Annotated in this window: 13 protein-coding genes and 1 pseudogene; 9 read left to right on the top strand and 5 right to left on the bottom strand. The window is 64.3% G+C overall.

From position 1 onward, the window contains the following. Positions 1 to 17: 17 nt before the first annotated feature. Positions 18 to 926: a LysR family transcriptional regulator gene (locus tag WDM24_RS13235; RefSeq protein WP_338831543.1), complete on the bottom strand. Its 909-nt coding sequence runs from the start codon at positions 924 to 926 to the stop codon at positions 18 to 20. Between the two features lie 138 nt (positions 927 to 1,064). Here WDM24_RS13235 and WDM24_RS13230 point away from each other — a divergent pair, with 138 nt between their 5' ends. Continuing rightward, entirely contained in the window at positions 1,065 to 2,246 is a 1,182-nt protein-coding gene (locus WDM24_RS13230; protein WP_338831542.1) for a cytochrome P450, read from the top strand. 50 nt (positions 2,247 to 2,296) lie between these two features. Here WDM24_RS13230 and WDM24_RS13225 read toward each other — a convergent pair whose 3' ends face one another. Then, complete coding sequence (locus WDM24_RS13225) at positions 2,297 to 2,926, bottom strand: LysR family transcriptional regulator (RefSeq protein ID WP_338831540.1); 630 nt, start codon at positions 2,924 to 2,926, stop codon at positions 2,297 to 2,299. A gap of 130 nt (positions 2,927 to 3,056) precedes the next feature. Here WDM24_RS13225 and WDM24_RS13220 point away from each other — a divergent pair, with 130 nt between their 5' ends. The 3 genes from WDM24_RS13220 to WDM24_RS13210 are packed head-to-tail and all read left to right on the top strand — an operon-like array spanning position 3,057 to position 5,046. Next, positions 3,057 to 3,926, top strand: a complete 870-nt coding sequence (locus WDM24_RS13220; RefSeq protein WP_338698451.1) for a VOC family protein — start codon at positions 3,057 to 3,059, stop codon at positions 3,924 to 3,926. Between the two features lies 1 nt (position 3,927). Next, positions 3,928 to 4,314, top strand: coding sequence for a RidA family protein (locus WDM24_RS13215; protein WP_166293609.1), 387 nt, complete (start codon positions 3,928 to 3,930; stop codon positions 4,312 to 4,314). Between the two features lie 42 nt (positions 4,315 to 4,356). Next, positions 4,357 to 5,046 carry an L-2-amino-thiazoline-4-carboxylic acid hydrolase gene (locus tag WDM24_RS13210; protein ID WP_338831539.1) on the top strand — a complete coding sequence of 230 codons (690 nt, stop codon included), beginning with the start codon at positions 4,357 to 4,359 and terminating at the stop codon, positions 5,044 to 5,046. A gap of 147 nt (positions 5,047 to 5,193) precedes the next feature. Here WDM24_RS13210 and WDM24_RS13205 read toward each other — a convergent pair whose 3' ends face one another. Further along, on the bottom strand, positions 5,194 to 6,366 hold the full coding sequence (locus tag WDM24_RS13205) for a M20 aminoacylase family protein (protein WP_338831538.1): 1,173 nt from the start codon (positions 6,364 to 6,366) through the stop codon (positions 5,194 to 5,196). 264 nt (positions 6,367 to 6,630) lie between these two features. On the opposite strand from WDM24_RS13205, the gene WDM24_RS13200 reads away from it, so the two are divergent. After that, positions 6,631 to 7,056, top strand: coding sequence for a hypothetical protein (locus tag WDM24_RS13200; protein WP_338831537.1), 426 nt, complete (start codon positions 6,631 to 6,633; stop codon positions 7,054 to 7,056). A gap of 15 nt (positions 7,057 to 7,071) precedes the next feature. Here WDM24_RS13200 and WDM24_RS13195 read toward each other — a convergent pair whose 3' ends face one another. Together WDM24_RS13195 and WDM24_RS13190 are read right to left on the bottom strand one after the other, a co-directional pair. Then, positions 7,072 to 7,695, bottom strand: coding sequence for a pyridoxamine 5'-phosphate oxidase family protein (locus WDM24_RS13195; RefSeq protein WP_338831536.1), 624 nt, complete (start codon positions 7,693 to 7,695; stop codon positions 7,072 to 7,074). A 155-nt stretch (positions 7,696 to 7,850) separates the two neighbouring features. Then, positions 7,851 to 8,621, bottom strand: coding sequence for an IclR family transcriptional regulator domain-containing protein (locus WDM24_RS13190; RefSeq protein WP_338831535.1), 771 nt, complete (start codon positions 8,619 to 8,621; stop codon positions 7,851 to 7,853). Between the two features lie 226 nt (positions 8,622 to 8,847). On the opposite strand from WDM24_RS13190, the gene WDM24_RS13185 reads away from it, so the two are divergent. The 4 genes and pseudogenes from WDM24_RS13185 (at position 8,848) to WDM24_RS13170 (ending at position 13,056) form a co-directional block, all read left to right on the top strand. Then, the gene (locus tag WDM24_RS13185) at positions 8,848 to 9,339 is read left to right on the top strand and encodes a MaoC family dehydratase (RefSeq protein ID WP_166293601.1); all 492 of its coding nucleotides are present in this window, start codon (positions 8,848 to 8,850) and stop codon (positions 9,337 to 9,339) included. A gap of 11 nt (positions 9,340 to 9,350) precedes the next feature. Then, positions 9,351 to 9,791, top strand: a complete 441-nt coding sequence (locus tag WDM24_RS13180) for a MaoC family dehydratase (RefSeq protein ID WP_338831534.1) — start codon at positions 9,351 to 9,353, stop codon at positions 9,789 to 9,791. Positions 9,792 to 10,018: 227 nt separating this feature from the next. Next, positions 10,019 to 11,325: pseudogene (locus tag WDM24_RS13175) on the top strand (MFS transporter). 99 nt (positions 11,326 to 11,424) lie between these two features. Beyond that, a complete protein-coding gene (locus WDM24_RS13170; protein ID WP_338831533.1) occupies positions 11,425 to 13,056 on the top strand; it encodes a GMC family oxidoreductase in 1,632 nt (543 codons plus the stop codon). The last annotated feature ends 5 nt before the right edge of the window (positions 13,057 to 13,061 follow it).

Raw genomic sequence — 13,061 nt, 5'->3', positions numbered from 1 at the left:
TCTTCAAAGACTGCGGCTCAAGCAGCATAAGCCCGGGCTTCCTCGGCGAGCAGGCCGCGCGCCCATTTGTGCAGGCCGGATTTGGCCGTCCTGGCACTCCAGTACATGTCGATCGAGACCGGCACGCGGAACGGCAGCGCACCGACATGCAGGCCGCCGCGCATCGCCCGCGCCAGATGATGCGGGATGGTCGCGACCAGTCTTGTGCCGGCGATGATGCGCTCCAGACTGTCGTGGTTCGGAAGGCTGACCACCGGCTCGATCTCGATCTGCTTCGCCCTCAGCGCCTCGAGATAAAGCGGCTGCCACTCGCCGCTGTGGGTGATGAAGACATGCTCGGCCTTCGCATAGGCCGACAGCGCGACCCGGCCGCGCGCCAGCGGATGGGCCGGATCCATCACGCAGACATAGTGATCGGTGAGGATGTGGCGTCTAAAGAAGTTGTCGCCGACGATGCCGACCGGACCGAGCACGATGTCGCATTGGTTCTGCTTGAGATGGACGTCGCCGTGGCCGGCGGCGTCGAGCAAGACAAGACGAACCTGCGGCGCGCCGGCCCGCAGCCGCGCAGTGAATTGCGGGATCAGGGTCTGGCGTTCGTGATAGTTGCAGGAGATCGTCACGCTGCCCCGCGCCGTCGCCGGATCGAATTCCGCCGGTGCGGCGAGCCCGTCGATCTCGCCGATCATGTCTCGCGCCCAGCCGACCAGTGCCGCGCAGCGCTCCGTGGCGGTCACGCCATTGCCGTTGCGGACGAACAGCGGGTCACGGAGCGCGCCGCGCAGCCGCTCGATCGCATAGCTGATCGTGGACTGGTTGACGTCGAGCCGCTTGGCTGCCGCCGAGAACGATTGCAGGTCGTACACCAGCACCAGCGTCCGCAAGGTCCCGATGTCGATCGGATCGATCGAGGAATTGACCGCCACGCTGCACCTCCCCCATTGCTGGCGGCCCAGCCTATCACAAGGTCATGCGAGATTTCGATGTAGCAGATCGGCCCCATCGAATTGAGCGATTGCGCACCCGGCGCTAGATTTGGCGAAAAGACGCTCCCGGGAGGATTAATGACCAGCACCGTGCCTGTCGTCACCGACATCGCGTATCAGGACCTGCTCGACGACCCCTACCCGGTCTTCCGCCGCCTGCGCGAGATGGCGCCGGCGGTTTTCGTCGAACCCGCCAAGCTGACGCTGGTGACGCGCTTCGACGACATCACGCGGATCGAGCGCGATCCCGCGACCTACTCGGCCGACAATCCCGCCTCGCTGGTCAACAGAGTGATGGGGCCGACCTTCATGCGCAAGGACGGCGCCGAGCACGCGATCGGCCGCAAGGCGATCGAGCCCTCGTTTCGTCCTGCCACCATCAAGGAGCATTGGGCGCCCAAATTCTCTGCGATCGCGCAAGAGCTGATCGATGATCTGTCCGTGACCGGCGAGGCCGATCTGTTCGCCGCGCTGGCGGCGCCGATGGCCTCGCTCAGCCTGATGGCGATGATCGGCTTTCACGAGATGCCGTGGCAGATCCTGGCCGAGTGGTCGCAGGCGCTGATCGACGGCGCGGGCAATTATGCCGCCGATGCCGAGATCGAGCGCAAGGCGATGCAGGCGAGCGCCGATGTCGATACCGCGATCGACGTGGTGCTCGAACTTCACCGCAGCAATCCAAATCCCTCGATCCTGTCCTCGATGGTCAATGCCGATCCGCAGATGCCGATCGAAGCCATCCGCGCCAACATCAAGGTGATCATCGGCGGCGGACTGAACGAGCCGCGCGACGCGATCCTGACCCTCGTGCTCGGCCTGCTGGAAAATCCCGTGCAGAAGGACAGCGTGCTGGCGAAGCCGGAGCTATGGCCGTCAGCGCTCGAGGAGGCGGTGCGCTGGATCTCGCCGATCGGCATGTATCCGCGCCGCGTCACCTGCAGCGTCGATCTCTCCGGCGCCGCGCTGCCCGAGGGCCTTCAGATCGGCCTCTGCGTCGGCGCCGCGAACCGCGACGGCAGCCGCTTCGCCAATCCCGATCGTTTCGACGTGATGCGGCCAAAGCAATCGCATCTGGCGTTCGGCGCCGGACCGCATTTCTGCGCCGGCACCTGGGTGTCGCGGCTCACCGTCGGCAAGATCGTGGCGCCGATGCTGTTCGAACGCCTGCGCAATCTGCGCCTCCGCGAGGAGGCTCCGCCGGTTGTCCGCGGCTGGGTGTTCCGCGGTCCGGTGTCGTTGCCAGTGCGGTGGGATTCGTGACGAACGCGTCTGCGTCAGCGTAGCGCTGCGAACGCGCTCTTGCGGTCGCCTCAACTCCCGATGCTGCCGACCAGACGAGGGCGGCGGTGGTTTGCGAGCCCCTTCTCGGCCGCCAGGGCGCGCAGCCACTGGCGGAAGCTTATGACCTCGGGACAATCCGCGGTACCTTCGGGCGCAATCAGCCAATCACCCAAACCGGATCCCTCATTGACCCGGTCGGAGCGATAGCCCGGATGGTGGCCAAGACCGCGGGCTATCAGCAGGTCGACCTTGCCCTCGACCAACTCATGCAAGCCGGCGGGCTGCAGCACCCGCAAACCGATGTCCGCATGCGCGCTGCGAAACTCCGCCAGTTCGAGGCGACGCAGGTCGAAGCTGCCATGGCCCCCCAACTGCAGCAGCACTGCACCTGCCGGTTTCATTTGCGAGGTCGCTTCCGCAATGCGACGGAAACCATCGGATATCCCGGGCAGGTAGGCCTGGCCGGCCGCCGTCAGGATGAGCTGCTTATGCAGCCGCTCGAACAAACGCACACCAAGGCGCGCCTCCAGCGCTTTCACCTGCTGCCCCACGGCGGCGGGCGTCACGTGCAGCTCGTGCGCGGCCAGCTTGAAGCTGAGATGCCGCGCGGCGGCTTCGAATGCGCGGAGCGCGTTGAGTGGTGGAAGGGCGTAGGTCATCGCACTGCAGTTTGACACCGATGGGCCGTGACCTTGCAATAGATTTTCTTGTGCTGGACCGAAGGAAACATGGTTTGCGCCGGCTTGGTGGCCGCAGCTACGGTTGGGTCGCAGCATTTGCGGAGATCCCATGCCTCACCGCCTCGATCATCTGGTTATCTGTGTCCACGATTTGGCGCAGGCCGCGCTGGACTGGCAGACGCTCGGCTTCAGCCTGACGCCAACCGGTGTCCATCCCTTCGGAACCAGCAACCGCCTGGCGATGTTCGGGAACAATTTTCTGGAATTGCTGGCCGTTACCAATGTCGCAGCGATACCGCCGGCCGAGAGCGGCCACTTCAACTTTGCCGCACATCAGCAGGATTTTCTCAGGAACGCTGAAGGGATGTCGATGCTGGCCTTGCACAGCACCGACGCACACGCCGACGCAGCACGCTTCCGCGCGATGCGCATCGGCGCTTATGCACCATTCGATTTCGGCCGTGACGCGGTGCTGCCGGGCGGCGGCACTGCCCGTGTCGCATTCTCACTGGCCTTTGCCACCGATGCCGCGATGCCCGGGATCGCCTTCTTTACCTGCCAGCAACGCCATCCGCCAGAACTGTTCTGGAAGGCGGAATACCAGCACCATCCCAACGGCGCCTTGCGCGTGATCGAGGTCGTCATGTCGGCGCCGGAGCCTGAGCAACATCGCGCGTTCCTCGAAAGCCTGACGGAGAGTGCGGCCGAGCACGCGCCCGGACAACTGACGGTCGGCGAGAGGGGCAATCGGATCACCGTGCTCGGTCCGTCTGAGATCGCGCGCCGGCTACCTGACGTCGTCGCCGATGGCTCGCCGCGCTTTTGCGCGGCGCGCGTGGCGGTCACCGATCTGGATGCGACCAGGCGGCTCTTGAAGAATAACGGCGTCGCGTTCCAGCTGATCGACAATGCGTTACTGATTGCACCCGCCGCGTCGCATGGCCTGGCTCTGGAATTCGTCGAACATGAGGAAATCTGACATGGCTCATCTCGTCCGTCACAATCCCGCTGCCGTCCACGCTCCCTCCAGCGGTTACAGCATGGGGCTGGAAGTTGGCCAGCACCGCCGGCTGCTGTTCATCAGCGGCCAGGTGCCGGAGAATTCCGACGGCAGCGTGCCCGAAGGGTTCGAGGCGCAATGCGAGCAGTCCTGGCGCAATGTCATCGAAGTGCTCACCTCCGCCGGCCTCGGCGTCGAGCATTTGGTCAAGATCAACACGTTCCTGACTGACAAGAGCCAGCTGGTCCCCAACCGCGCCATTCGCCGCAAGATGCTCGAAGGAAACGAACCTGCATCGACGGTCATGATTGCCGAAACCGTCGACAGCAAATGGTTGCTGGAGATCGAGGCGATCGCTGCCGAGTGAAGCGTGGATGCCGCGCCGGGGTTTGATGAGAGAGGATGTCCAATGGCTGAGATCATCCATCCCTTTTACGAGTCGCATCGCGGTGCCATGGAGGCCGCAATGTGCCATCGCCTCGACCTTGCGGAAGCGATGTTGCGCGAGTGCGCGCATCTGTCCGGTATTGCCGGGATCAGGCAGGAGGTGATGGACGAATTCGAAATCGTGCTCACCCAAATGCCCTATGTCGGAGGCGCGGCTAGTCGCATGAGCGATTTCTTCATGCGTCTGATCGGATTTATGGCTATCAGCCGCGTACTCCGGCGGCACGGCGTGTCGCTCTCGGTGATCGGCGAAATCGAGCGAGAAACCTACAAGGCGCAACTGCTCACGGTGCCCGAAGCGGAACGTCTCGCCTCGGGGCGTCAGTTCATGTCATCGGAGAATCAGGCTTTGCTGCGCGAGCAGGCGACACAAAGCGCTACAAAAAGCCATCAGAAAGAATTTCCGGAAGATTTCGTGTACGATTTCGTCGAGCCGGGTCCGGGTGACAGCTTTGAATTCGGCATCGACTACAAGGCTTGCGGCTTTTGCAAATTCGCGGCTCGCCATGGCGATAAAGACATCCTGCCGAACATTTGCGGGCTCGATTTCGACGCCTATGCAACCCGAGGCATCCACCTGCAAAGGACCCAAACGCTGGCTGGCGGCGCGAGCCACTGCAATTTCCGATTCTCGCGGCTCCCGACGGACTAGGACCGCACACGTGTGCGCTTCGCATCCACCTCTTCGGTTCGAGTAAGGAAACCCGTGGATGGCCGGGACATCCGGCGCGAAGACGCGCTTCGCGCTTTCGCCCGGCCATGAGGCGTTCGTTGAACCAAGGTGACGCGGACCGCGACATCACGCCGCCAGCGCGTTCTCCACGATCTTCACGAAATACGAGGTGCCGTAGACGATCGCCTCGTCGTTGAAATTGTAGGCGGGGTGATGCAGGCCGGCGCTGTCGCCGTTGCCGCAAAAGATGAAGGCGCCGGGCCGCGCCTCCAGCATGTAGGAAAAATCCTCGGCGCCCATCAACGGCGGCATCTCGTGCACATTGGCCGCGCCCGCGACCTCGCGCGCGACGCGGGTCGCAAATTCGGTCTGCGGCCCGTGATTGACGGTGACGGGATAGCCGTGCTCATAGTTGAGCTCAATCCTGGCGCCGGTCATCTTGGCGACGCCATCCACGACTTCGCGCACGCGCTTCTCGACGAGCTGGCGAACCTCATTGGTCAGCGTGCGCACGGTGCCGCGCAATTCCGCAGTCTGCGGGATCACATTGTGGGCGTTGCCGGCGTGGAATTCGCAGATCGAGATCACAGCGGAGTCAAGCGGATCGACGGCGCGCGAGACGATCTGCTGCAGCGCCGTGATCAGCTGCGCACCGACCAGCACGGTATCGATGCATTTGTGCGGCCGGGCGGCATGCCCGCCAAGGCCCTCGATCTTGATGTCGATCGCGTTGGTTGCGGCCATGATCGGGCCGGAGCGGATCGCGAACGAGCCGATCGGTATCCCCGGGCCATTGTGCATGCCGTAGACCTGCTCGACCCCGAAGCGATCCATCAGGCCGTCCTTGATCATCGCGGCGGCGCCGGCCCCGCCCTCCTCGGCCGGCTGGAAGATCACGACCGCATCGCCGGCGAAATTGCGCGTCTCGGCCAGATAGCGCGCCGCGCCGAGCAGCATCGCGGTGTGACCGTCATGGCCGCAGGCGTGCATCTTGCCAGGCGTCTTCGAGGCGTAAGGCAGGTTGGTCTGTTCATGGATCGGCAGCGCGTCCATGTCGGCACGCAAGCCTATCACCTTGACGTCGCCCTTGGCCGGCCCCTTCTTGCCCTTGATGACCCCAACCACGCCGGTCTTGCCGAGGCCGGTGGCGACCTCGTCGCAGCCGAACTCCCTGAGACGATCGGCCACGAATGATGCGGTGCGATGCACATCATAGAGCAGCTCGGGGTTTTCATGGATGTTGCGGCGCCAAGCCTGGATATCGGGTTGCAGATCGGCGACGCGGTTGACGATGGGCATGAGAATTCTGGCCTCAGAGGGTTGGACGACTTGTGCCTGTTTAGCATGCAAGAGCCGGTCCACCCAACAGATGTGGCATGCCTGCGGCTGGGGCCTGCATTCGCAAACAGGAGGCAGAATGCTTCTCGCGGCACTTTGCACCGACGTCAGGCCTGATACGATCGCATCCGACCAAAGCCTAATAGTGCCGGAGATATCCCGCGCGGATACTACCTCAGGTTTCCGCACCGAGAATCCTCAGGCCTTCAAAAAAGGGGCGGCTGCATGACGCCGGATCAGGCGGTCTTGTTCTCCACCATCATCCTGCTGGTGCCGATGGGCTATTTCCTACTGGCGGCGCCGGCGTTCCTGCTTGTGAAGCTCGACGTCCCACCGGTGACCCGCCTGCTGCGCGGCATGTTCAATGCCTACTTCCTCGTGCTCACGGTCTCCGGTGTGATCGGAACACTGGCCTTTGCCGCGGCTGGCCGGCCAGCCGTCGCGCTTGGCATCGCCTTGATCGCGGGATTTGCGGTGCTGGCGCGCCGCTGGTTTCTGCGGCGGCTCGATGCCGAGGCGGACGCGCGGGACTCAGGTGATCCCACCGCGGTGCGGCGGCTGCGCCGGCTGCATTGGGGCGGCATGCTATGCAATGCGGTTCAGGTGTTCGCGCTGGTCGCCAGCATTCCCTACATGGCGCCGCTGCCCTGATCGGGGGTTGCTCCCCTATTCACGTTTCCGGTGCGGATCGTATTTCGAAAGGACGTCTTTGAGGTAATCCCGGCTTTTCCATTCCGGTGCGGGCGGCTCGTAGCCTGGCCGAGGAACGAACAGATTCGCCGGCACATCAGCTGAAGCACCCATCAGGTCCGGAACGTAGCGCGGGCAATTTGGAAAGATTTCGCATGTGACGCGCACGACAACCTTCGCGCCATGATGCCCGGCAAGCGCTTCAGCGCTGTCGTGGATCGTTGCCTTGCCTCGGATGCGCGTACGAAACGTCTTGCCGTCGAGGCGTACAAACAGCAAGCCGATGTTCGGGTTGCGGTGGATATTGCCGAGCGTGCGGTACATGTTGTTGCCGTCGTACTCAGGGAATTCAAGCGTGTCGGGCCCAGTGATCTTCACGAAGCCGGGATCGCCGGAACGCATCGAACAATCGACGTTGTCCTGATAGCTCGTCGCAATGAAAAAGAACCGCGACTCTTCGATGAGCTTGCGGTCCTGTTCCCAGAATTCGAAGTGGAGGCGATGCTTCTCGAGGCCGTCGGCGACACGACGACCGTCGAAGCGGTCCTGCAACTCACGCATTCCGTCGTGGTAGAAAGGGGCGCGGACCGGGTCTGCCACGGGAATCCTCCGGCAAGTTGAGCAACGTTTGACGCGGCCGGAATTTTTCCTGGCAATTCAGCCGGCCAACAAAGAGAAAGCCTATTCATTCGGCACGGGCGTGAAAAGCCATCCAGGTCCGAAACGGCTGAAAAGGCGTCGATGACGGCCGCGCCCTAGCCCGAGGTCAGCATCTGGCTGCGGATCTCCTGCGCGGTGCGCCGCAGCGGCAGCAGGAATTTCTTGCGCGCGCCGGCTTCGCTCACGGTCCCCGAGATCGTGTTGACGCTGAGCGCCGCGACCACGGAGCCTGCCGGATCGCGCAGCGGCACCGCGATGCCGCAGATCGCGGGATCAAGCTCGCCATCGACCCAGGCATAACCCTCGCTCTCGACCCGCGCGAGCAACTCGCCGAGACGCTCCGGATCGGTGACCGTGCGCGGCGTCACCTGCTTGAAGGCGCTGCCTGAGAGATAGGCCCCGCGGGTAACAGGCGGCAGCGCCGCGAGCATGACGCGGCCGAGCGACACCAGATGCGCGGGCAGCCGGCTGCCGACGCCGAGATTGGCCGACAGGATCCGCCGCGCCGGCAGGCGCAGCGCATAGACGATCTCGTCCTCGTCGAGCACCGCCATCGCGCAGGATTCTCCGATCTCGTTGCGCAGATTTTCCAGCGCGCGCTGAGCATGCGCCCAGTATGGCAGCGCGTTGAGATAGGACAGGCCGAGCCCGAGCGCGCGCGGCCGCAAGCTGAAATAGCGTCCGTCGGAGGCGCAGTATTTCAGCGCCACCAGTGTCGCGAGGATGCGGCGCGCGGTGGCGCGGTTGAGGCCGGCGGTGTCGGCGGCTTCCGCCAGCGTGTGCCGGCCCGGCGGCTTGCCGAGCGCCTCGATGATCGAGAAGCCGCGCGCGATCGCGCGCACGAAGCCGTCACTTTCTTTGCTCATCCCGTCGCTCTGGCTTTTCGTTTGAGCATGATCCTTTTCGGAAAACCGCTTCGCACTTTTCCGGTCATGCTCGGGCGTTGTTATTGTTCATGACATCGCAGCCCGCATGGCTGCCTGCACATAACGCGGCGCTGCGCGCTTGTCAGGGGCCCCCGACCGCGCTAGCGTCAGTTCATACAGCGAATAAATTGTTCGCCTGACGAACTGAATAGCAGGAGGATGCCCGATGGCGCAAGCGGAAAGTTCTGCGACCACCCCGTTCGAAACCGATTTCTGGAAGGACGCGAAGCTGCGTAAGGTCTGGGACGAGATCGTCCCCGGCGAACCGCGCAAGACGCTACCCTACACGCTGACGCTAGAAGCAATCGCGCTGTACTGCCGCGCGGTCGGCGAGACCAATCCGCTGTATCTGGACGAAGCCGCCGCCAAGGCCGGCCCCTATGGCGGGCTGATCGCGCCGCCCGCGATCCACATCCTCTTGATGTTCGCCTGCACACCGGCCGACGACTGGATGCGCTCGCCGGGCACCGTCAATGCCGGGCAGTCCTGGAGCTACAACGTCCCTGCCCGCCCCGGCGACACCATCACCTTGCAGGCCCGCGCGCTCGACAAATTCATCAAGCGCGAGCGGCTGTTCGTGGTGCACGACAACGTCTTCTTCAACCAGCATGGCGACGTGATCTGCTCGGGTCGCGGCCAGACCATCCGTCCGATCTAAGGGGGATCACGATGACCACAGCGAATTTCGATACTCTCAAGGCCGGCGACAGCATCGACGGCCCCGCATTCGCGGTCTCGCGCGAATCGATCCGCCTGTTCTGCGATGCATCGCTCGACCACAACCCGCTGCATCTCGACGACAACTACATGAAGGGCGATTTCGGCAAGACCAATTTCGGCGGCATCATCATGCATGGCATGAACAATTTCGGCCTGATCTCGCGCATGCTGACCGACTGGGCTCTTCCCGCGGGCGCGATCCATCGCAGGCTCGAGACGCGCTGGCTGAAGCCGGTGAAGCCCGGCGACACCATCCGCCCCGCAGGCACCATCAAGGCCAAGCAGATATCAGCCAGATCGCGCTGGGTGCTGGTCGACGTCGTCGTGCAGAACCAGCGCGGCGAGACGGTCGCGGCCGGCGAAGCGATGGTGGAGTTTCCGGCGAACTAGCGAACTGCGCTCAGGTCGAGCAGCGCGCTCCGCCTCGCCCCGCCTGCGGGGAGAGGCCGGAACGCATCGCCAGATGCATTCCGGGTGAGGGGGAGCCTCCGCGGGCGTTCTCCGAGTATGCGGAGACAGCGCCTCACCCCAACCCTCTGCCCGTAAGAACGGGGCGAGGGAGCGCACCGCCGTCGCCGCGCCAACAAACAATCAAAATAATCAATGAGGAGATTTCGATGCAGGATGCGGCCCAATCGCGGCTCTATCGACGGATCGCCTGGCGCCTGATCCCGTTCCTGCTGGCGTGCTACACGGTGGCGATCATCGATCGCTTCAACATCGGCTTCGCCAAGTTGCAATTCCTGCACGACCTGAACATCGACGACGCGGTATTCGGGCTTGCCGCCGGCATCTTCTCGGTCGGCTATGTCGCGCTCGAAGTGCCGAGCAATCTGCTGCTGGTCAAGATCGGCGTCCGCAAGACGCTGCTGCGGATCATGGTGCTGTGGGGCGCCGTCACCGTGCTGCTCGCGCTGGTGCAGAACCAGTATCATCTCTATTTGCTGCGCTTCCTGCTCGGCGCCGCCGAAGGCGGATTCTTTCCCGGTATCCTGTATTATCTGACGCTGTGGTTTCCGGACCGCGTGCGCGGCCGCATGACCAGCCTGTTCGTGATGGCGTGCCGCTCGGCGGCGTGATCGCCGGACCGCTGTCGGGCCTAATCATGGATCGCATGCAGGGCGTCCATGGCCTGCATGGCTGGCAGTGGCTGTTCATCCTCGAAGGTGTTCCCGCCCTGCTGCTCGGTATCGCCGCCTATCTTTATCTCGCCGACGGGCCGCAGGCCGCGAGCTGGCTCAGCACTGACGAGCGGCGGCAGGTCGCAAGCGATCTCGCCCGCGACCGCGCCGCCACGCCCGGCACCACGCGGAGCTTCGCGGCGGCGCTGCGCGAGCCGCGCGTCTATTTGCTGTCCTTCATCTATTTCGCGTTCTTCTGCTCGCTCAACACCATCCTGTTGTGGACGCCGACGCTGCTGAAACGCGTCGGCGTCGCGACCACCACCGAGATCGGCTGGCTGAGCGGAGTGATCTCGGTGGCGTCGGCGATCGGCATGGTCGCGATCGGCACCAGTTCCGATCGCACCAGGGAGCGGCGCTGGCATGTGGTGTGCTGCGGTCTCGTCGCGGCAGCGTGCTTCATCGCCTTGCAGGCGGCGCAGGGCATCATCCTCCTGACCGTGACGCTGCTCGCGATCGCATCGATCGGCATCTTCGCGATCCTCTCGCTGTTCTGGACCATCCCGAACGCGATGCTGGAAGGCAGCGCCGCGGCCGGCGGTATCGCGCTGATCAGCGCGATAGGCTCGTTCGGCGGCGCGGTGTGCCCTGCCCTGATCGGATGGATGAATGTCGCAACCGGGAGCATCTACGCACCGCTAGCCGTCGTCGGTGCGCTGCTCGCGATCGGCATGCTGACCCTGATTCTCTGTGTCCCGCGGCCGAAACCCGAGGTCACACCCGCCGAACCCAGCCGTCCCTGATCACCCAGCGCACGCCCGGCGTCCTCCGCCGGGCTTGTCTCGACCGGCTACGTCTGACTAATAGGGGCTCAACAAAAGACGCTTGCCGGGAACGAGGACATGCCGCGAAGGCTCGAGGGTGATTACGACTACATTATCGTCGGCGCAGGCACGGCGGGCTGCATCATGGCCAACCGCCTGTCGGCCGATCCGAAGAAGCGCGTGCTGCTGCTGGAAGCCGGCGGCAAGGACAACTGGATCTGGTTTCACATCCCGGTCGGCTATCTCTTCGCGATCGGCAATCCGCGCTCGGACTGGATGTTCAAGACCGAGGCAGAGCCCGGCCTCAACGGGCGCGCACTCGCCTATCCGCGCGGCAAGGTGATCGGCGGGTCCTCGGCGATCAACGCCATGATCTCGATGCGCGGCCAGGCCGCGGATTACGATCACTGGCGGCAGCTCGGCCTCACCGGCTGGAGCTACAGCGACGTGCTGCCGGCGTTCAAGCGGCTCGAGGATCATTTTCTCGGTGAGAGCGAGCATCACGGTGTCGGCGGCGGCTGGCGCATCGAGGCGCCGCGCCTGTCATGGCAGATCCTCGACGCGGTCGGCGATGCCGCGGAAGAGATGGGGATCAAGCGCATTCCCGATTTCAACACCGGCGACAATGAGGGCACCAGCTATTTCCACGTCAACCAGAAGCGCGGCCGGCGCTGGTCGTCGGCGCGCGGCTTCCTCAAGCCGGTGCTGAACCGCAGCAATCTGCGGCTCGAGACCAACGTGCTGGTCGACCGCCTGATCATCGAGAGCGGCCGCGCCGCCGGCGTGCTGTTCCGCCAAGGCAACGAGCAAGGCAGTGAGGTCGTGGAAGCGCGCGCCAAGGGCGAAGTGATTCTCTGCGCCGGCTCGATCGGCACCACGCAGGTGCTGCAGCGCTCCGGCATCGGCCCGGCCGAATGGCTGTCGCCGCTCGGCGTCGACATCGTCGCCGATGTGCAGGGCATCGGCCGCAATCTGCAGGACCATCTGCAGCAGCGCGCGATCTACAAGGTATCGGGCGTGCGGACGCTGAACGAGACCTATTACAACCTGGTCCGCCGCGGCCTGATGGGCCTCGACTACGCATTCCGCCGCCGCGGTCCCTTGACCATGGCGCCGTCGCAGCTCGGCATCTTCACCCGCTCGGACGCGACGCGCTCGCGCGCCAACATCCAGTTCCACGTGCAGCCGCTGTCGCTCGACAAGTTCGGCGATCCCTTGCACCGCTTCCCGGCGATCACGGTGAGCGCCTGCAATCTGCAGCCGACCTCGCGCGGCACCGTGCGGATCAAATCGACCGCGCCCGACGACAAGCCGTCGATCGCGCCGAACTATCTGTCGACCGAAGACGACCGCCAGGTCGCAGCCGATGCGATCCGCACCACGCGCAAATTGATGAAGCAGGCGGCGCTTGCGAAATATCACCCCGAGGAATTCCTGCCCGGCCCCGCGGTCGGCGACGACAATGCCTCGCTCGCCAAGGCCGCCGGCGACATCGGCACCACGATCTTCCACCCCGTCGGCACCGCGAAGATGGGAATGGCCAACGATCCGATGGCTGTCGTCGACGAGCGGCTGCGCTTCTACGGGCTGCACGGCCTGCGCATCGCGGATGCTTCCGTGATGCCGACCATCACCTCGGGCAACACCAACACGCCGACCGCGATGATCGCCGAGAAGGCCGCGGCGATCATTTTGCAGGACGCGCGATAGAGCGA

Source organism: Bradyrhizobium sp. 27S5 (assembly GCF_037217225.1).
Lineage (GTDB): Bacteria > Pseudomonadota > Alphaproteobacteria > Rhizobiales > Xanthobacteraceae > Bradyrhizobium > Bradyrhizobium septentrionale.
This window is presented reverse-complemented; position numbering and strand designations above follow the sequence as displayed.

Bases quoted from the DNA above. Each gene is read 5' to 3' on its own strand.
- WDM24_RS13180 (WP_338831534.1), top strand. From the start codon at position 9,351: ATGACCACAGCGAATTTCGATACTCTCAAGGCCGGCGACAGCATCGAC.
- WDM24_RS13185 (WP_166293601.1), top strand. From the start codon at position 8,848: ATGGCGCAAGCGGAAAGTTCTGCGACCACCCCGTTCGAAACCGATTTC.
- WDM24_RS13215 (WP_166293609.1), top strand. From the start codon at position 3,928: ATGGCTCATCTCGTCCGTCACAATCCCGCTGCCGTCCACGCTCCCTCC.
- WDM24_RS13220 (WP_338698451.1), top strand. From the start codon at position 3,057: ATGCCTCACCGCCTCGATCATCTGGTTATCTGTGTCCACGATTTGGCG.
- WDM24_RS13200 (WP_338831537.1), top strand. From the start codon at position 6,631: ATGACGCCGGATCAGGCGGTCTTGTTCTCCACCATCATCCTGCTGGTG.
- WDM24_RS13170 (WP_338831533.1), top strand. From the start codon at position 11,425: ATGCCGCGAAGGCTCGAGGGTGATTACGACTACATTATCGTCGGCGCA.
- WDM24_RS13190 (WP_338831535.1), bottom strand. From the start codon at position 8,621: ATGAGCAAAGAAAGTGACGGCTTCGTGCGCGCGATCGCGCGCGGCTTC.
- WDM24_RS13210 (WP_338831539.1), top strand. From the start codon at position 4,357: ATGGCTGAGATCATCCATCCCTTTTACGAGTCGCATCGCGGTGCCATG.
- WDM24_RS13205 (WP_338831538.1), bottom strand. From the start codon at position 6,366: ATGCCCATCGTCAACCGCGTCGCCGATCTGCAACCCGATATCCAGGCT.
- WDM24_RS13230 (WP_338831542.1), top strand. From the start codon at position 1,065: ATGACCAGCACCGTGCCTGTCGTCACCGACATCGCGTATCAGGACCTG.
- WDM24_RS13225 (WP_338831540.1), bottom strand. From the start codon at position 2,926: ATGACCTACGCCCTTCCACCACTCAACGCGCTCCGCGCATTCGAAGCC.